Source organism: Paraburkholderia sp. GAS334, from assembly GCF_050436625.1.
Taxonomy (GTDB): domain Bacteria; phylum Pseudomonadota; class Gammaproteobacteria; order Burkholderiales; family Burkholderiaceae; genus Paraburkholderia.
Window position 1 is genome coordinate 344,870 of the sequence record NZ_JBNDMO010000004.1, and the last position, 17,170, is coordinate 362,039.

General features: G+C 60.1%; 16 protein-coding genes. 12 read left to right on the forward strand and 4 right to left on the reverse strand.

The features are described from left to right. Positions 1-116 precede the first annotated feature (116 nt). Positions 117-425: a hypothetical protein gene (locus tag P3T21_RS10480; RefSeq protein ID WP_429255859.1), complete on the reverse strand. Its 309-nt coding sequence runs from the start codon at positions 423-425 to the stop codon at positions 117-119. Positions 426-597: 172 nt separating this feature from the next. On the opposite strand from P3T21_RS10480, the gene P3T21_RS10485 reads away from it, so the two are divergent. The 3 genes from P3T21_RS10485 (at position 598) to P3T21_RS10495 (ending at position 3,276) form a co-directional block, all read left to right on the forward strand. Continuing rightward, positions 598-1,464: a sigma-70 family RNA polymerase sigma factor gene (locus P3T21_RS10485; protein ID WP_429255860.1), complete on the forward strand. Its 867-nt coding sequence runs from the start codon at positions 598-600 to the stop codon at positions 1,462-1,464. 91 nt (positions 1,465-1,555) lie between these two features. Next, on the forward strand, positions 1,556-2,089 hold the full coding sequence (locus P3T21_RS10490; protein ID WP_429255861.1) for a MarR family winged helix-turn-helix transcriptional regulator: 534 nt from the start codon (positions 1,556-1,558) through the stop codon (positions 2,087-2,089). Continuing rightward, the gene (locus tag P3T21_RS10495) at positions 2,086-3,276 is read left to right on the forward strand and encodes an MFS transporter (protein WP_429255862.1); all 1,191 of its coding nucleotides are present in this window, start codon (positions 2,086-2,088) and stop codon (positions 3,274-3,276) included. The genes P3T21_RS10490 and P3T21_RS10495 overlap by 4 nt, the downstream gene beginning before the upstream one ends. 22 nt (positions 3,277-3,298) lie before the next feature. On the opposite strand, the gene speB is transcribed toward P3T21_RS10495, so the two are convergent. The 3 genes from speB to P3T21_RS10510 all read right to left on the reverse strand — a co-directional run bounded on the left by speB (position 3,299) and on the right by P3T21_RS10510 (position 6,524). After that, positions 3,299-4,264 carry an agmatinase gene (gene speB / locus P3T21_RS10500; protein ID WP_429255863.1) on the reverse strand — a complete coding sequence of 322 codons (966 nt, stop codon included), beginning with the start codon at positions 4,262-4,264 and terminating at the stop codon, positions 3,299-3,301. Between the two features lie 129 nt (positions 4,265-4,393). Then, complete coding sequence (locus tag P3T21_RS10505) at positions 4,394-5,884, reverse strand: aldehyde dehydrogenase (protein WP_429255864.1); 1,491 nt, start codon at positions 5,882-5,884, stop codon at positions 4,394-4,396. An 88-nt stretch (positions 5,885-5,972) separates the two neighbouring features. Next, entirely contained in the window at positions 5,973-6,524 is a 552-nt protein-coding gene (locus P3T21_RS10510; protein WP_429255865.1) for a cupin domain-containing protein, read from the reverse strand. Positions 6,525-6,937: 413 nt separating this feature from the next. Between P3T21_RS10510 and P3T21_RS10515 the strand changes: the two genes are divergently transcribed. The 9 genes from P3T21_RS10515 (at position 6,938) to P3T21_RS10555 (ending at position 17,154) form a co-directional block, all read left to right on the forward strand. Then, positions 6,938-7,144 carry a hypothetical protein gene (locus P3T21_RS10515; RefSeq protein ID WP_429255936.1) on the forward strand — a complete coding sequence of 69 codons (207 nt, stop codon included), beginning with the start codon at positions 6,938-6,940 and terminating at the stop codon, positions 7,142-7,144. 313 nt (positions 7,145-7,457) lie between these two features. Beyond that, positions 7,458-8,246: a gamma-glutamyl-gamma-aminobutyrate hydrolase family protein gene (locus tag P3T21_RS10520; protein WP_429255866.1), complete on the forward strand. Its 789-nt coding sequence runs from the start codon at positions 7,458-7,460 to the stop codon at positions 8,244-8,246. A gap of 48 nt (positions 8,247-8,294) precedes the next feature. Further along, positions 8,295-9,629, forward strand: a complete 1,335-nt coding sequence (locus tag P3T21_RS10525; protein WP_429255867.1) for a glutamine synthetase family protein — start codon at positions 8,295-8,297, stop codon at positions 9,627-9,629. A gap of 36 nt (positions 9,630-9,665) precedes the next feature. After that, positions 9,666-11,090 (forward strand): aspartate aminotransferase family protein, encoded by a 1,425-nt coding sequence (locus P3T21_RS10530; RefSeq protein WP_429255868.1) that lies wholly within the window; start codon positions 9,666-9,668, stop codon positions 11,088-11,090. Positions 11,091-11,163: 73 nt separating this feature from the next. Next, entirely contained in the window at positions 11,164-12,285 is a 1,122-nt protein-coding gene (locus P3T21_RS10535; RefSeq protein WP_429255869.1) for a polyamine ABC transporter substrate-binding protein, read from the forward strand. A gap of 211 nt (positions 12,286-12,496) precedes the next feature. Continuing rightward, positions 12,497-13,651 (forward strand): ABC transporter ATP-binding protein, encoded by a 1,155-nt coding sequence (locus tag P3T21_RS10540; RefSeq protein WP_429255870.1) that lies wholly within the window; start codon positions 12,497-12,499, stop codon positions 13,649-13,651. Then, complete coding sequence (locus P3T21_RS10545) at positions 13,648-14,622, forward strand: ABC transporter permease subunit (protein WP_429255871.1); 975 nt, start codon at positions 13,648-13,650, stop codon at positions 14,620-14,622. The genes P3T21_RS10540 and P3T21_RS10545 overlap by 4 nt, the downstream gene beginning before the upstream one ends. Next, entirely contained in the window at positions 14,619-15,530 is a 912-nt protein-coding gene (locus P3T21_RS10550; RefSeq protein WP_429255872.1) for an ABC transporter permease subunit, read from the forward strand. Before P3T21_RS10545 ends, P3T21_RS10550 begins: the two co-directional genes overlap by 4 nt. Positions 15,531-15,567: 37 nt before the next feature. Further along, on the forward strand, positions 15,568-17,154 hold the full coding sequence (locus P3T21_RS10555) for a DUF3138 family protein (RefSeq protein ID WP_429255873.1): 1,587 nt from the start codon (positions 15,568-15,570) through the stop codon (positions 17,152-17,154). Positions 17,155-17,170: the final 16 nt, after the last annotated feature.

Consider the following 17,170-nt stretch of genomic DNA (forward strand, 5'->3'; position numbering starts at 1 on the left):
GCAGATGACTTCGTCGTGATACGGGTGGCGCTTGCGTAAAGGCTTCGCCCTGGTTCTGCATTCTTCACGCTGACGCCGCCACGTCAGCCTGAAGCGCTGAACTCCTCGCAGACGGCTTAACTGGCCACCCCATAAGAATCCACCAGCGAGAGACTAAAGCGCGTGACCTCCGCTGGCGCTTCGCAACGCGCGGCGATATCTTTCGAATACGCCTTGAACGCTGGAAGCTCCGTGAGCGCGGTGGAATCGTCCGCGCCAAGATTCATGAAGACGTGCACGAATTCCAGATCCTTCCTGAACAATGCATAGGCAAGGTGTTCAGGCGCCGAAGCCCGGAGCGCGTCAAACACCGCGCGCGCTAGCGCCTCGTTTTCTGCCCCCTTTTCCGGTTTGACGACATAGCGCACCAGAGCGATACGTTGCATGGTCTTTCTCCTGTCATGATGGGCGGCACAGATATGCGCCGTCTATCAGACAGACGACCGTCACGTATCGAAGGATGCCCGGTCACGAAAAATTTTCTACGAGGCGCATCCTTTCACTCGCATCGAACGTCTATTCGATATTGACCGGTAGCGCCAAAGGGAGCCCGACGCCTTGGATCTGGACGGATTAACCCAACTGATGGAAGCGATGCGGCCGCGTCTGCACCGCTATTGCACTCGCATGATCGGATCGCCGTTCGAGGGCGAAGACATCGTTCAGGACGCGCTCGCCAGTGCGGTAGCGGCGTTTCCCGTCACGGGAGAAATCGAACGCCCGGAAAGCTGGCTCCTGCGCATCGCCCACAATGCCGCGCTGGACGCACTGCGCCGCCGCAAACGGCACGGACTGGAGCCGCTTGATGATCTGCTTCCCGAACCGGTAGATCACAGCGCACACGCCGATGCGCGAGTGGTGGCGACGGCCAGCCTGGCGGCCTTTCTGCATCTATCCGTGATCGAGCGATCGAGTGTAGTGCTCGTCGATGTGCTCGGCTACTCGCTTACGGAAACCGCGCATATCCTTGGCGTTAGCGTGCCGGCGGTCAAGGCCGGCCTGCACCGGGGGCGCGTCCGGCTTCGCGAACTCGTGGATGCCCCGGCCAACCCGCCGCCCCCGCTTGCTTCAGTGGACCGCGAGCGACTGCGTGCATACGCGGACCGTTTCAATGCCCGCGACTTTGACGCACTACGCGATCTGCTTTCGGAAGAAGTACGCCTCGATCTCGTGAGCAGGACCCGCCTCAGGGGTCGCAAGGATGTCTCGGTCTATTTCACGCGCTACCAGCAGGTTCATGGCTGCCGGTTGATACCTGGCTGGGCAGAGAACTATCCGGCCCTGCTGGCGTGCGATCCGGAAATCGCAGCCACGCCCGTCGCCTATATCATCCTGCTCGACTGGGCCGATGATCACATCGTTTCGATCCGCGATTTTCGACATGCTTCGTACGTCATGGCAAGTCTCACCACGCGCCTCGATTAACGCCTGCGCAAAATTCGCAGCCGAACCTTGAATTTCCACTTCGATGTGTGCATACTGCATATATGCACGACGCACATATCGAGGTGCTTTCATGACGCAGCGCACAGAGAATCTGCTGGGCGTACTTGCCCTTCTCGTCACTGACGAAATGAACGCTCAGGACACGCATGAGGCGCTAGCCGGCCCCACGTCCCGCGCGATGCTCAATGCGATCGGCATGTATCCGGATTCGTCGATCGAGCTGCTGCGCGATGCCGTTGAGCTTTCGCACCCGGCTGCGGTGCGCGCGGTTGCCGGCCTTGTCGACGCGGGTCTCGTTGACAAGAAACCGGGGCCTGACAAACGGTCCGTCGCGCTTGCCCTCACGTCCACAGGTAAACGCGAGGCAAATCGCTTGCGGCTTGTGCGCGAACGCATGCTGAAGCGTATTGTGGGCCGCCTTGAAGATAACGAGCGCCAGATCTTCGAAAACCTTCTCATCAAGATTCTCTGGCACGAAACCCGCGACGCGTCGCACGCCATGCAGTTGTGCCGCCTGTGCGACGACGGTCCTTGCCTCAAGGCAGGGTGCCCGGTCGAATGTCGCGACCTGGGCTTACCGATGCCTGCGCGGAGTCAATCGTGACCTCGCGTCAGACCACGCCGTGGCGCGCCATCGCTGCGCTCAATGTCGTGTCGATGCTCTCGCAGATCGGCCAGTTCGGCATGGGCTTTATCGTGCTGCCGGTATGGCTCGTGCATCAAGGAATTGACGCGCCGCGCGCCGGGCTGTTCTCGGCCGCGCAATGGGCAGGCATTCTGGCTGGCCTGCTTGCGGCTCCTCCGCTCGTTGAGCGGTTTGGCCCACGATCGACGGTACTCGCCGGCCTTGCTTCGAGCATCGTCGCATTCGCCACGATGGGTATGCTGGGCTGGCCGTTGTGGATGGCGCCGGGCGCACTGATCGGCTTCGGCATCGGCCTGCGCTGGATCGCCAACGAAACATGGCTCTACAGCCTGGTGCCGGCCGAATCGAGTGGACGTGTCGTCGGTTTTCATGAAACGCTGATCGCAACTGCCGGTGTCATCGCGCCGGCATTCGCGGCATGGTGCGGCGTCGATGGACGTATGACGTTTATTGCGGGCGCGGCCTTCACGTTCGCCGCTGCCATTCCGCTTTGCCTGACGGGAAGTGCATGGTCGCCTGCATCAGCACAAAAGGCAGTGCCGCGTCTCGCAGACAAGCCCTCGGCACGCATCGGCACGCTCGTTTCGTTTGGCATGCTGGTCGGTGTGGTCGCGGGTCTGAGCGATGGCACGCTCTATGGGCTGTTTCCACTCTTCGCGGCGGGACGTGGACTGGGTAACACGCAGACGGCAACCCTGCTCATGCTCTTTGGCGTCGGAGCAATGGCATTCCAGTATCCGGTTGGATGGCTCGCCGATCGCGCAGGCCTGACCGCATCGGTGATCGCGTTCGGCGCTGCCGATACGCTGGCCATCATTGCGTTTGGCTTTGCCGCGCCGTCGTCCGTGTCGCAGCTGATTTGCGCGATCCTGCTTGGCGGCATGAGCACCGCGCTTCTCACGCTAAGCATGTATGCGGTTGCGGCGGGTGATACCGCGACGCTCGCCCGCAGCATGCGGCTGGTTTCGCTCGCCTTTACCGCGAGTTCAATAGCCGGGCCGCTGGTGGCCGGCGTTGTCATGCAGGCGCTTGGCAGCGACAGTTTGATGTGGCAGCTCGCAATCACCAGCGGCGCGCTGGCCGTCTATGCGCTGGGTATCTGGCAAGGTCGGCGTCAGCCTGCACAATCGCCATCCGCAGGCTGAGCCGACCTGTGATGCCTTTACGTTAGCGGGAAGTCTTCATCTTGCGTTGCCGCCACATGCACAAAAGATCACACGCGATATGCGCCGCCGCGAGCGCCGTGATCTCGCTCTGGTCATAGGCCGGCGAGACTTCCACCACGTCTGCGCCTACGATATTCACCGCGCCGAGACCGCGCACGATCGCGAGACCCTGCGCGGATGACAGTCCGCCCGCAACCGGCGTGCCCGTTCCCGGTGCAAACGCCGGGTCAAGGCAGTCGATATCGAACGTCAAATACGTGGGCCGATCACCGACGATCGACACAATACGCTCGACTGCAGCGCGCGGACCATGCTCATGCACCCACGCTGCATCGAGGATATTCATGCCCAGAAAATCCTCGTTCCAGGTGCGGATGCCGACCTGCACCGAGGTTTTCGGATCGATCAGGCCTTCTTTCACCGCCTTGTAGAACATCGTGCCGTGATTCAGGCTGTCGGGATTGTCGTCGGCCCAGGTGTCGCAGTGCGCATCGAAGTGGATCAATGAAAGCGGCTTGCCGTATTTCTCGACGTGCGCGATCAGCAACGGATACGTGATGTAGTGATCGCCACCGAAAGTCAGCATCCTGGCTTCGGAGCGCAGGATCGTGCGGGCGTGTTCGATGATGGCGGGCTTGATCGACAGCGGATTGTGCGCGTCGAACCAGCAGTCGCCATAGTCGGTAACAGCAAGATGGTCGAACGGGTTAAAGCCCCACGGGTAAGGATGCAGCTCGGCGAGTTGCACGCTTGCCGCGCGTACCGCTGAAGGGCCAAGCCGTGCGCCTGAGCGAAACGTTGTCGCGACATCGAGCGGAACGCCCGACACGACGACATCGACGCCATCGAGTTCGCGCGTATATTTGCGTCGCATGAACGACAGCACGCCCGCGTAAGTGTTTTCGATCGATGAACCGTAAAGGGACGGACGACGGATCGCGCCGTCGCCATAAAGGACTTCAGTCATGGGATGACCTGATGGAACATGCCGTCAACGCACGCGGAGTTTCCGGGTTGTGCGCGCGCTTCCGGCGTCGGATTCATTGGGAACGCGGCAGCGCACGCAGTGTGCGCGCCGCGCTGGCTTGCGAATCCTTTAGCGCAGCCGAACCAAGGTGGACTTCAACTCGGTGTACTTCTCCAGTGCGTGCAACGACTTGTCGCGGCCGTTGCCCGATTGTTTGTAGCCGCCAAACGGGAAGTTCATGTCACCTCCCTCGTCGTAGCAGTTGACCCACACAGTGCCCGCACGCAGGCTGCGTGCAACTTCGTGCGCCGTCGTCAGGTTGGAGGTCCAGACAGCAGCGGCGAGGCCATAGTCGCTGTCATTGGCGATGCTGATAGCTTCCTCGACGGTGTCGAACGTGATGACCGATAGCACCGGGCCAAAAATCTCTTCGCGCGCGATGCGCGAATCGGGCCGCGTATCGAAGATTGTCGGCTCGATGTAAAAGCCGCCGGCTTCCGCTTCCACACGTGCACCGCCAAGCAGGAGCTTTGCTTCAGCACGCCCTGCTTCGATATAGCCCAGCACGCGTTCGAGCTGGACCTCGTCGACGATGGCACCCATCGACGTCGCCGGATCGAGCGGATTGCCCGGTTTGTAACCCCTTGCGGCCGCAACCAGTTTATCGAGGAACACGTCCTTGATGTCGCGATGCACGAGCAGCCGCGAGCCGGCCGTACACATCTCGCCCATGTTATAAAAAATCGCGCCGGCAGCGGCATTGGCTGCACGATCCATATCCGGACAATCCGGCATGACGATGTTCGGCGACTTTCCGCCAAGCTCAAGCCATACGCGCTTCAGGTTCGACTGGCCCGCGTACTGCATGATCAGCTTGCCGACGTTCGTCGAACCGGTGAACGCGAGACAGTCGACGTCCTGATGCAGCGCGAGCTGCTTGCCCGGCTCGCCACCACCCGGTACGACATTGAACACGCCCGCAGGAATACCTGCATCGAGCGCGAGTTGTGCAAGGCGGATGGCCGTTAGCGGCGATTTTTCCGAAGGCTTCAGCACAACGCTGTTGCCCGCTGCCAGCGCAGGACCGAACTTCCAGGACGCCATCAGGATCGGAAAATTCCATGGCACGACAGCAGCGACGACGCCGATCGGCTCGCGCGTCACGAGGCCGACGAGATGGTGATCGCCCGGCACCACTTCGCCACCCGTTTTGTCGATCGCCTCGGCGAACCACTCGACGCAATACGCGGCGCCCGGAACATCGACCGTGGTCGTGTCGCCAATGGGCTTGCCGGCATCGAGCGTTTCCAGCAGCGAAAGCTCATCGAGATGCTCGCGCATCAATGCGGCCCAGCGCAAGAGGATCGCCTTGCGTGCACGCGGATTCAGCCCGGCCCACACGCGCGCATCGAATGCACGCCGCGCTGCCGCGACTGCTGCATCGACGTCCGCAGCCGCGCTATCCGCGACTTTGGCGAGCACCTTGCCATCGATCGGGCTCACGCAGTCAAACGTGCGACCGGACAATGCATGACGATATTCGCCATCGATAAACGCGCGGCCCTCGATCGAAAGCGTTGCGGCTTTGTCTTTCCAGTAAGCAAACGACTTCTTGTCCATCAGGATGCCTCAATGTTGAGCGTTCCGACGTTCGATACGTTGCGTGGAAACGCACGTATCGCAAACGCCGGGACGCGTTGACGTGGCGTCAGAAGCTGGGAGGTGAATTCGCTGAAACGACCTCGCAGATCTGCTTCGCGCCTGGATTGCGAAAACGATGCGGGAGACGGCTCTCGAAGTAGTAACTGTCGCCGGGGTCGAGCAGCCACGTAGTGCCGTCGACCGTCAATTCAAGCTGGCCGCTGACCACCACGCCGCCCTCATGCCCGCTGTGCTGAAGCATTTCAGTGCCCGTATCGGCAAGCGGCTGATAGACCTCGCGCATGATGCACATGTTGCGATCCTTCACGCTCGAGCCCGCCAGATAAAACTCGATCGCCTCATTACCGAGGTTCGGCATCTCCGCGCGACGCGAGACGACCGACCGGTCCTCTTCGAGTTCGAACGTGAAGAACTCAGCGAGACTCATCGGTATGGATTCGAGCAGTTTCTTCAGCGATCCAACCGAAGGGCTCACACGGTTCTGCTCGATCAGCGAGATCGTTCCGTTCGTGACACCCGCGCGCTTTGCGAGCTCGCGCTGAGAGAGGCCATTCTTCTTGCGGATGTACTGAAGACGGGTTGCAACTTCGATGGACATCGATCGGCTCTCGAAACAGGGATGGAAAGTCAGCGCGAGTGTTGAATATTCTAATCACTTTAATGCCAGCGCTGCTCGGGAAAACCCTGAAAGGAATTCGAAATAATACTTTCAGCAGGACACATTCCCGATAGATGCACTTTTGCACACGACTCAGGGAAAGCCCTCATGAAGCTTTTTTAAAAATGATTTGACGCCGATATTGGCTCGTATATCCTGAACTAGAGGTCAGCGTCATGCAGGTGTTACGGGCCACAACGAGGTGGGCCGCCAACCCGCGAACTACGGTTCGCAACTGCTTGCACGAATGACCGGCGTCCTGTTTCTTTAAACGCTGTTGGGTTTGATAGAGCAAGGCGTTCAATAATTTCAACGCCGTCCAGTCGAGTGTAATCGTGAGAGTCCGAGGCCCTTTGGTGAGGTGGGATCGAAGTCAGCGTGCGAGAGTTTCTCGCGCTGACCGTACCATCGCCGACGGCAGCAACGGCAGGTCCACGCTTCGCCGTTTTCTGTCCGTCTTCACGATCCTTTCCCGCCGTTCAGTTCGACGTCACAACGCCATCTCCGCACGCGCATTTATCGCAGTTCGCACCGACGAAGTCGCGTCGCTGCTGCCGTAGCGCCTCTCTGCATTTAATCGTTCGATTCATTCGTTCGCGTCAGCGAGTTTTGCGCTCGTCGCATTGGCTCGCGTTCGGCCGGGTGTCGCCCGCGCAATCTGCATCGTCTGCGCCTGCCGCCCTTCGCAACGAACCGGATCGAACGGTTTCCTGAATGACACGCGCGGCGCGGTCCGCTCACGACCGTCGCCCCATGTACTACCAGCGGCTTTGCGCTCTGCGCACGGCTGCGGAATCGTGCCGCGCCTGCTCAACGTTGTTTTCGCCGCGTCCCGCGGTAACCCGAAACACGACTGTCAGCACACTGTTAGTCATGCAAACCAGGCCACTCGTCGGCATTACCGCCGACAGAACCATGATGGGCTCGCACCCGTCGCATGTGACCGGCGAGAAGTACATCGCCGCGATCGTAGATGGATCGGACGCGCTGGCCCTGCTTCTGCCGGCGCTCGGCACGCGCCAGGCCTTCAGCGATGTACTGGCCACCGTCGACGGACTGCTTTTCACAGGCAGCTATTCCAATGTCGAGCCACATCACTATGGCGGCGATACCAGCGCGCCTGGCACGCTGCACGACGCCGCACGCGATGCGACGACGTTGCCGTTAATGCGCGCTGCTATCGAAGCCGGCGTGCCGGTTCTGGCCATCTGCCGTGGCTTTCAGGAAATGAACGTCGTGTTTGGCGGGACGCTGCATCAAAGCGTTCACGCAGTGGACGGTCTCAACGACCACCGCGAGAACAAAGACGACGAGCTTGCCCTGCAATACGCACCGTCCCATTCGATCCGTCTGACAAAAGGCGGCCTGTTACAGCGCCTCGCATCCGGCGCGAATGAGGCACGAGTGAATTCATTGCATGGGCAGGGCGTCGAGCGGCTGGGCGTCGGTCTTACGGCCGAAGCTGTCGCGTCTGATGGATTGATCGAAGCGATGAGCGTCAAGGAGGCGCGCGCGTTTGCGCTGGGTGTGCAATGGCACCCGGAGTGGAAGCACGCGGACGACGCGCTTTCTACCGCGATCTTTCAGGCCTTCGGCGCCGCCTGCCGCGATCGAATGCGCATCAAGGCCGGTCTTGCAGCGGCATCCGCCGCAGCAACCTGAGCAGCAGGCAACGCTCAACCGGCCGCGCAAACAAATAGAGAGAAAATCATGCATGACATCGATGAGTTCCTGAAGAAGCACCGCATCACCGAGATCGAAGCAATCATTCCCGACATGGCTGGGACCGCGCGCGGCAAGATCATTCCGCGAAGCAAGTTCGAATCCGGCGAGTCCATGCGTCTGCCGCAGGCGGTCATGATCCAGACTGTGACAGGCGAGTACCCGGAAGACGGGACCCTGACCGGCGTGACCGATCCCGACATGGTGTGCGTCCCCGATCCTTCGACGATCCGCATCATTCCGTGGGCGGTCGACCCCACGGCTCAGGTTATCCACGACTGCGTCCACTTCGACGGCACACCCGTTGCGATTTCGCCGCGCCGCGTGCTGCGCCGCGTGCTCGAACTCTATAAGGCCAAGGGCTGGAAGCCGGTCATCGCACCGGAACTCGAGTTCTATCTGGTCGACATGAACAAGGATCCGGATCTGCCGCTGCAACCGCCTATCGGCCGTACGGGTCGTCCGGAAACGGGGCGTCAGGCATATTCGATCGAGGCGGTGAACGAGTTCGACCCGTTGTTCGAAGACATTTACGAGTATTGCGACATTCAGGAACTGGAAGTCGATACGCTGATTCATGAGGTCGGCGCCGCGCAGATGGAAATCAACTTCATGCACGGCGACCCGCTCAAACTCGCCGACAGCGTGTTCCTGTTCAAGCGTACGGTGCGCGAAGCCGCGTTGCGTCACAAGATGTACGCAACCTTCATGGCCAAGCCGATGGAAGGCGAACCGGGCTCCGCGATGCACATGCACCAGAGCATCATCGACGAAGAGACTGGCCAGAACATCTTCACCGGGCCGGACGGCAAGTCGACTGCATTGTTCGACGGCTATATCGCCGGCCTGCAGAAGTACACGCCTGCGCTGATGCCGATCTTTGCGCCGTATATCAACTCGTATCGCCGTCTGTCGCGCTTCATGGCTGCTCCGATCAATGTGCAGTGGGGTTACGACAACCGTACGGTCGGTTTCCGCATTCCGCACTCGGGGCCCGCCGCACGGCGTATCGAAAACCGCATCCCGGGCGTCGACTGCAATCCGTATCTTGCGATCGCGGCCACGCTTGCTGCCGGTTATCTCGGCATGACGCAGCGCCTCACGCCGACCGAACCGCTGTCGAGTGACGGCTATGAGTTGCCCTATCAGTTGCCACGCAACCTCGAAGAGGGACTCACGCTGATGGGAGCCTGCGAACCGCTCTCCGAAATTCTCGGCGAAAAGTTCGTGAAAGCGTTCCTCGCGCTAAAGGAAACCGAATACGAAGCGTTCTTCCGCGTCATCAGTTCGTGGGAACGCAGGCATTTGTTGCTGCACGTTTAAGACGTCGATCGCAACGGTCAAGCATCTGGAGGCAACATGAGTTACAGAACAGAAGAAGTCGCATACGCGCAACCCGCCGCTGGCGCGCAGGCTTCGCAGCAACGCAGCACCGCTGAATATCGTGCGCTCGACGCCGCACATCACATCCATCCGTTCTCGGATATGGGATCGCTTAACCGCGCCGGTAGCCGCGTGATCGTGAAAGCAAAAGGCGTCTATCTGTGGGATTCCGACGGAAACAAGATCATCGACGGTATGGCGGGCCTGTGGTGCGTGAACGTGGGCTACGGCCGACGCGAGCTTGCAGACGCTGCATATAAGCAGATGCAGGAACTGCCGTTCTACAACACGTTCTTCAAGACGACGCATCCGCCGGTCATCGAGCTGTCCGCGTTGCTGGCAGAGCTTGCGCCCGCGCCGTTCAATCACTTCTTTTACTGCAATAGCGGTTCGGAAGGTAACGACACCGTGCTACGTATCGTCCACCACTACTGGGCGACGCAGGGCAAGAAGCAGAAGAAGTACGTGATTTCGCGCAAGAACGGCTACCACGGTTCGACGATCGCAGGCGGCACGCTTGGCGGCATGGGCTACATGCATGAGCAGATGCCCTCGCAGGTCGAGCACATCGTTCATATCGACCAGCCTTACTGGTTTGGCGAAGGCGGCGACATGACGCCGGAGGAATTCGGTCTGGAACGCGCCCGTCAGCTTGAAACCGAGATTCTCGAACTCGGCGCGGAGAACGTTGCGGCGTTTATCGGTGAGCCTTTCCAGGGGGCGGGTGGCGTGATTTTCCCGCCGTCTACCTACTGGCCGGAAATCCAGCGTATCTGCCGCAAGTACGACATCCTGCTCGTCGCAGACGAAGTGATCGGCGGTTTCGGTCGTACGGGCGAATGGTTCGCCCATCAGCACTTCGGCTTTGAGCCGGACCTGATCACGCTTGCCAAGGGCCTGACCAGCGGTTATGTGCCGATGGGCGCCGTCGGTCTGCATGACCGCGTGGCGAAAGCGATCATCGAAAACGGTGACTTCAATCACGGCCTCACTTACTCGGGTCATCCGGTGGCCGCTGCAGTTGCGGTCGCGAACCTGAAACTGCTGCGCGACGACAAGATCATCGAGCGCGTCAAGAACGATACAGGTCCTTACTTCCAGAAGCTGCTGCGCGAGACTTTCGCAAATCATCCGATCGTCGGCGACATCTCGGGTGCAGGACTCGTGGCTGGCATTCAGCTCGCGCAGGATCCGAAAACGCGCAAGCGTTTCGAAAACGGCGGCGACGTGGGCACGATCTGCCGCGACTTCTGTTTCAACAGCGGCCTGATCATGCGCGCAACGGGCGACCGGATGCTCCTGTCGCCGCCGCTTGTGATCACGAAGGAAGAAATCGACGAACTCGTATCGAAGGCCAAAAAAGCCATCGACGCGACCGCACGACAACTGGGTCTTTTGTAACGGCAGTCCAATCCGGTACGAGCGCGTCGGGATACACGCTCGTGCCGGACATCACCTTAAAAGGGAAAAAACCATGAGCGTTTGTCATCTTCGTCATGCGGTCGCGGGGGCCGCGCTTCTCGCCGCTTCGGGGCTGTCGTTATTGTCGGCCACGCCTGCGGTGGCGGCCGATACCGAACTGAACGTCTACAACTGGTCGGACTACATCGCTAAAGACACGATTCCGAACTTCGAGAAGCAGACCGGCATCCACGTGAAGTACGACAACTATGACAGCGACGATACATTGCAGGCCAAGCTGCTCGCAGGCAGTTCCGGCTATGACATCGTCGTGCCGACGTCGAACTACATGGCCAAGCAGATTCAGGCAGGCGTGTACCAGAAGCTCGACAAATCGAAGATGCCGAATCTGTCGAATCTGAATCCGGTTCTGATGAAGATGATCGCCGACGCGGATCCGGGTAATCAGTACGGTGTGCCCTGGGCTTACGGCACCGACGGCATCGGCTACAACGTGCAGGCAGTTCAGAAGGCGCTTGGCGCCAACGCGCCGGTGGACAGCTGGTCGCTCGTGTTCGATCCGGCCAATCTGTCGAAGCTGAAGAGCTGCGGCGTGTCGTTCCTCGATCAGGCCGTGGACGTGTTCGCAGCCACGCTGCAATACATGCACAAGGATCCGAACAGCACCAACCCAGGCGACTATCAGGCCGCCTTCGAAGTGCTGAAGAAAATCCGCCCGTACATCACCCAGTTCAACTCGTCGGGCTACATCAACGACCTCGCCAATAACGACGTCTGTGTGGTGGTCGGCTGGTCGGGTGACGTCGGTATTGCACGACGCCGCACGATGGAAGCGAAGCGCTCGTATGAAGTCAAATTCTCGAACGTGAAGGAAGGCGGCCTGCTGTGGTTCGACGTGATGGTCGTGCCTAAGGATGCACCGCATCCGGAAGCCGCGATGAAGTGGATCAACTACATCTCGGACGCGAAAGTCAACGCCGCAATCACCAACGAAGTGTTCTATCCGACGGCCAACCTCGCCGCGCGACAGTTCGTGACCCCGTCCGTCGCACAGGACCAGACCGTCTACCCGCCGGATGACGTCCTCGCGAAGATGACGCTGATGAGGCCGATGCCGACCGACATCCTGCGCCTTGAAAACCGTCTCTGGGCGCAGCTGAAAACCGGTCACTAACCGCGATCAATCAATCGATTTGACAACACGCTGATATCCCCGGTGCAGGGGTCGCTTGACCCCTGCCCGAAAGAAGCACGCAGTACGGCAGTCAGCCTGCGCCGTTAAACGCGCAGTCCCCATGTTTCCCGATCGCTGCATACCCTGTGAGCCGCTTTTGTGCTTCGCACGGGGACGCTTACGCCCGCGATCCGCAACGAATGGCACCATCATGAAATCGACGCCCTCACTTAGCACCACTCCGGTGGCGCGCAACTCGGTCGCGACGCAGACGAAGCAGGACGAATTCGTTCGCATTGAAAACGTCGTGAAGAAGTTCGGCGACAGCACCGCTGTCGACAACGTCAACCTGACGATCGCAAAGAACGAGCTCTTTGCGCTGCTCGGCAGTTCCGGCTGCGGCAAGTCCACGCTGCTGCGCATGCTTGCGGGCCTGGAAACCGTCACCTCGGGCCGGATCTTCGTCGACGGCGAAGACCTCGCCACGCTCCCGCCCTACCGCAGGCCCGTGAACATGATGTTCCAGTCGTACGCGCTCTTTCCGCACATGTCGGTCGAAGCGAACGTCGCGTTCGGGCTCAAGCAGGAAGGCACGCCAAAGAACGAGATCAAGGAACGCGTCGCCGATGCGCTTCACCTCGTGCAGATGAGCAAATACGCGCAGCGCAAGCCGCATCAGCTTTCAGGCGGCCAGCAGCAACGCGTGGCGCTCGCGCGCTCGCTCGTCAAGCGGCCCAAGCTGCTGCTGCTCGACGAACCGATGTCCGCGCTCGACAAGAAAATCCGCCAGAAAACCCAGCTTGAACTCGTGAACATCATCGAGAAGGTCGGTGTCACCGTTGTGATGGTGACGCACGATCAGGAAGAAGCGATGACGATGGCGAGCCGCCTTGCCGTAATGAGCGAAGGTCGCATCGTGCAGATCGGCTCGCCGAGCCAGGTCTACGAATTCCCGAACAGCCGCTTCTCGGCCGAGTTTATCGGCTCGACCAACCTGTTCGAAGGGTTCGTCGTCGAAGACGAGCCGGACCATATCTTCGTCGAGAGCGAAGAACTCGAAGCACGCATGCACGTGAGCCACGGCATCACCGGTCCGCTCGGCATGCCGGTCGGTATCTCCGTGCGCCCCGAACGCGTCAGGGTTTCGCGCGACAAGCCTTCCACGCCGCACAACTGGGCGCGTGGCGTCGTATCGGATGTGGCCTACATGGGCAGCTATTCGCTGTACCACGTGCGTCTGCCGAGCGGCAAGACGGTCGTGTCGAATCTTCCCAGCTCGTACCTGATGAACGACGGTGCGCCGGTCTACAACGACGACGTGTTCGTCTCATGGTCGCCTGCAAGCGGCGTGGTGCTGACACAATGAGAACTCCCGCCCCCACCTCTTCCGCGCCGCTTGCCGGCGCCTCCGCGAATCTTCGCTTCGTCGCGTTGCGCAAGCTCGTTTCGCCTTTCGTGCCGTCCGGCCGCAGCACGGTAATCGGTATTCCGTTCCTGTGGCTCACGGTGTTCTTTGCGCTGCCGTTCGTGCTGGTGCTCAAAATCAGCTTTGCCGATCTGCGCATGGGTATTCCGCCCTATACGGAACTCGTGACCGTCAAGGACGGCGTCGTGCACTTCGCCATGCAGCTCGGGCACTACGCGTTCCTGCTGCAGGACAGCCTGTATGCGGCGACCTACATCAGCTCGCTCAAGATGGCGGCCGTATCGACAATCTGCTGTCTTCTGATCGGCTTTCCGATTGCGTACTACATCGCGCGTTCGGATCCGGATAAGCGCAACCTGCTGATGATGGGCGTGATGCTGCCCTTCTGGACGTCGTTTCTGATCCGCGTCTACGCGTGGATCGGCATTCTGAAGGACGACGGTCTGCTCAATCACACGCTGATCGCGCTTGGCGTCATCCACTCGCCACTGCGGCTGTATCACACGGATATCGGTGTCTATATCGGCATGGTTTATTCGTATCTGCCGTTCATGGTGATGCCGCTATACGCCCACCTCGTCAAGATGGACCTGACGCTGCTCGAAGCGGCTTACGACCTCGGCGCAAAGCCGTGGACCGCCTTTACGCGCATCACGTTGCCCCTGTCAAAGAACGGAATCATCGCGGGCAGCCTGCTCGTGTTCATTCCCGCGGTTGGCGAATACGTGATTCCAGAACTGCTCGGTGGCGCCGACACGTTGATGATCGGTCGCGTGATGTGGGACGAGTTCTTCAACGATATGGACTGGCCGATGGCGTCTGCCGTCACGGTCGCGATGGTACTGCTGCTGCTCGTGCCGATGGCCGTCTTCCAGTACTACCAGGTCAAGGAACTGGAGGGCACGAAATGATCAAGCCAAACAAACCCCTTTCCGCCAGCGTACTCACGTTCGGGTTCCTGTTCCTCTATATCCCGATCATCAGTCTCGTGGTGTTTTCGTTTAACGAGTCGAAGCTCGTGACCGTCTGGTCCGGTTTCTCGCTCAAGTGGTATGCCGCGTTGCTGCAGGACGGAGAACTGCTCACCGCCGCGTGGCTCTCGCTGAAGATCGGCTTGATGACGGCGTGTGCTTCCGTTGTGATCGGAACATGGGCCGGCTTCGTGCTCGCCCGGATGGGGCGCTTTCGCGGCTTCACGCTCTTTACCGGGATGATCAATGCGCCGCTCGTGATTCCCGAAGTGATCCAGGGCATTTCGCTGCTACTGCTCTTCGTCGCGCTCGAACAGATGCTCGGCTGGCCAAAGGGCCGCGGCGTGATGACGATCTGGATCGGTCACGTGATGCTGTGCGTGTCCTACGTCGCGATCATCGTGCAGTCGCGCGTCAAGGAACTGAACCGTTCACTCGAAGAAGCCGCACTCGATCTTGGCGCAACGCCGGTCAAGGTGTTCTTCCTGATCACGCTACCGCTGATCTCGCAGGCACTGATGTCGGGCTGGCTGCTGTCGTTCACGCTCTCCATTGACGACCTCGTGCTGTCCGCGTTTCTTTCCGGCCCGGGCTCGACGACGCTGCCGCTCGTCGTGTTCTCACGTGTTCGCCTGGGCTTAAACCCGGAGATGAATGCGCTCGCAACGATCTTCATCACGGCCGTCACCATCGGCGTCATCGCGGTCAACAAATGGATGATGTCGCGCGAACGCAGGCGCATGCGTGACATGCAGATGGCGTTTGCCGTGGCCGAAGCCGCTGACAGCACGCCCGTAGCACCACAACCAGCCACCGTACGGAAGTCTCTCGATACGGCCAGAGCATAAGAAGTTCTTGCAATACGACCAATAAGGAGAATTTTGCATGAGAAAGAAGCTCATCTGTCTGCTGGTCGCGGGGGCCCTTCCGGGCGTCGCGCTAGCCGACTCGACCAGCTCGCAGATCAAGGCTCTACAGGCGCAGCTCAACGCACTGCAAAAAGAGGTGAAGGAATTGCGCGCGCAGGTTGCGCCGAAGCAGGCTGGGGTGCCTGCTGGAGCGCCGTCAAAGCCGGTTGTCGCGACAGCGCCGGTGGACATCACCTCGCCTGACTATGGCAAGGCACAGGCCACACTGACGAACGACGAAGTCACGACGATGAAGCAGCAGATCGCGAATCAGCAGTTGAAGGTCGATTCGCTTGAAGATGCGGCCAACACGGGTCCGATCGCGGGGCTGTCGGTCACGGGTTATATCGATCCGACTTATCTGTACAACCGGGCGGCGAGCAGCTCGTCGTTCCTGTTCGCGAACCACGAAAGCAGCTACAACTACTTCAACAGCACGTTCGGGGACCTGTACCTCGACATCAAGAAGACGTTCGGCGTTGGCCCGATGGCGCCTTCGGCTGAAATCACGCTCATGCCGAACCGTGGCAACGGCATTACGCTGCTGCAAAACTCGCATGGCAACATCGGCAACAACATCCTGAATACCGCCGTCGTCAACGTGCCGATGACAGCGGAAGCCACGTTCGTGGCCGGTTTGATTCCGAGCTTCGGCGGTTATGAAGTGCAGCAGTCGAACCAGATGCTGACGCTTACGCACAACCTGCTCTATGACTTCTCGGATCCGGGTAGCTATATCGGCGCGGGTGTGAACTATACAAAGGGCAACTGGGCCTCGAAGTTCTTCCTCGGCAACGAACAGTACCGCACGTTCGGCGCGATCACGCAGACCGGCACGAACGCGTTCGGCGATCCGATCACGACGAGCAACAAGATACCGTCGTTTACGGCTCGCACGGACTACACCTGGTCGAGCGCACTCGATATCGGCGGATCGTTCAACATTGGCCGCCAGACGCTGCCTTCCGCACAGGCGGTCGACGCCAATGGCAACCCGATTCCGGGTTCGTTTGTCTACGGCGCAGGCGGCGCGTCGCCGAGTTCGGGCGGCACGTTCTTCTTCGGCGAAGTGGACATGACGTACCTGCTCGCCGACGTTCAGTACAACGCCGAAGTCGATTACGGTCAGCAGCAGAATGCCGCATTCAACGGCGGTCAGGCACAGTGGTACGGTATCTCGCTGCTTGCGCACCGCAAGTTCAACCTGCCCGCGGTCGGCCGGATGGGCGCGACGCTGCGCTATGATCTGCTTGTCGACAGCAAGAATGGCGGCGGTGGTGGTGGCATCGCGCTGAATGGGAACGGCATGGATCCGGCAGACGGCTTCGGCATTGGTGCGGACTGTCTGGCAAACTCCAAGGCCAACGGTGGCGTCGGTTTCGAGTGCAAGGGCGCAACCCGTCAGGACGTTGCCCTCGATCTGTTGTTCTATCCGACCCAGCAGATCACCGTCAAGGTCGAATACCGGCACGACTGGGCCAACAAACAGGTCTTCCTGCGTAACGATGGCTCGTACGGCAAGTCCAACGATCTGCTCGCCACGCAGTTCATCTACTCGTTCTAACGCTGCGGGCCGAAGC

Bases quoted from the DNA above. Each gene is read 5' to 3' on its own strand.
- P3T21_RS10525 (WP_429255867.1), top strand. From the start codon at position 8,295: ATGCATGACATCGATGAGTTCCTGAAGAAGCACCGCATCACCGAGATC.
- P3T21_RS10535 (WP_429255869.1), top strand. From the start codon at position 11,164: ATGAGCGTTTGTCATCTTCGTCATGCGGTCGCGGGGGCCGCGCTTCTC.
- P3T21_RS10510 (WP_429255865.1), bottom strand. From the start codon at position 6,524: ATGTCCATCGAAGTTGCAACCCGTCTTCAGTACATCCGCAAGAAGAAT.
- P3T21_RS10540 (WP_429255870.1), top strand. From the start codon at position 12,497: ATGAAATCGACGCCCTCACTTAGCACCACTCCGGTGGCGCGCAACTCG.
- P3T21_RS10520 (WP_429255866.1), top strand. From the start codon at position 7,458: ATGCAAACCAGGCCACTCGTCGGCATTACCGCCGACAGAACCATGATG.
- speB (WP_429255863.1), bottom strand. From the start codon at position 4,264: ATGACTGAAGTCCTTTATGGCGACGGCGCGATCCGTCGTCCGTCCCTT.
- P3T21_RS10480 (WP_429255859.1), bottom strand. From the start codon at position 425: ATGCAACGTATCGCTCTGGTGCGCTATGTCGTCAAACCGGAAAAGGGG.
- P3T21_RS10550 (WP_429255872.1), top strand. From the start codon at position 14,619: ATGATCAAGCCAAACAAACCCCTTTCCGCCAGCGTACTCACGTTCGGG.
- P3T21_RS10530 (WP_429255868.1), top strand. From the start codon at position 9,666: ATGAGTTACAGAACAGAAGAAGTCGCATACGCGCAACCCGCCGCTGGC.
- P3T21_RS10505 (WP_429255864.1), bottom strand. From the start codon at position 5,884: ATGGACAAGAAGTCGTTTGCTTACTGGAAAGACAAAGCCGCAACGCTT.
- P3T21_RS10555 (WP_429255873.1), top strand. From the start codon at position 15,568: ATGAGAAAGAAGCTCATCTGTCTGCTGGTCGCGGGGGCCCTTCCGGGC.
- P3T21_RS10490 (WP_429255861.1), top strand. From the start codon at position 1,556: ATGACGCAGCGCACAGAGAATCTGCTGGGCGTACTTGCCCTTCTCGTC.
- P3T21_RS10545 (WP_429255871.1), top strand. From the start codon at position 13,648: ATGAGAACTCCCGCCCCCACCTCTTCCGCGCCGCTTGCCGGCGCCTCC.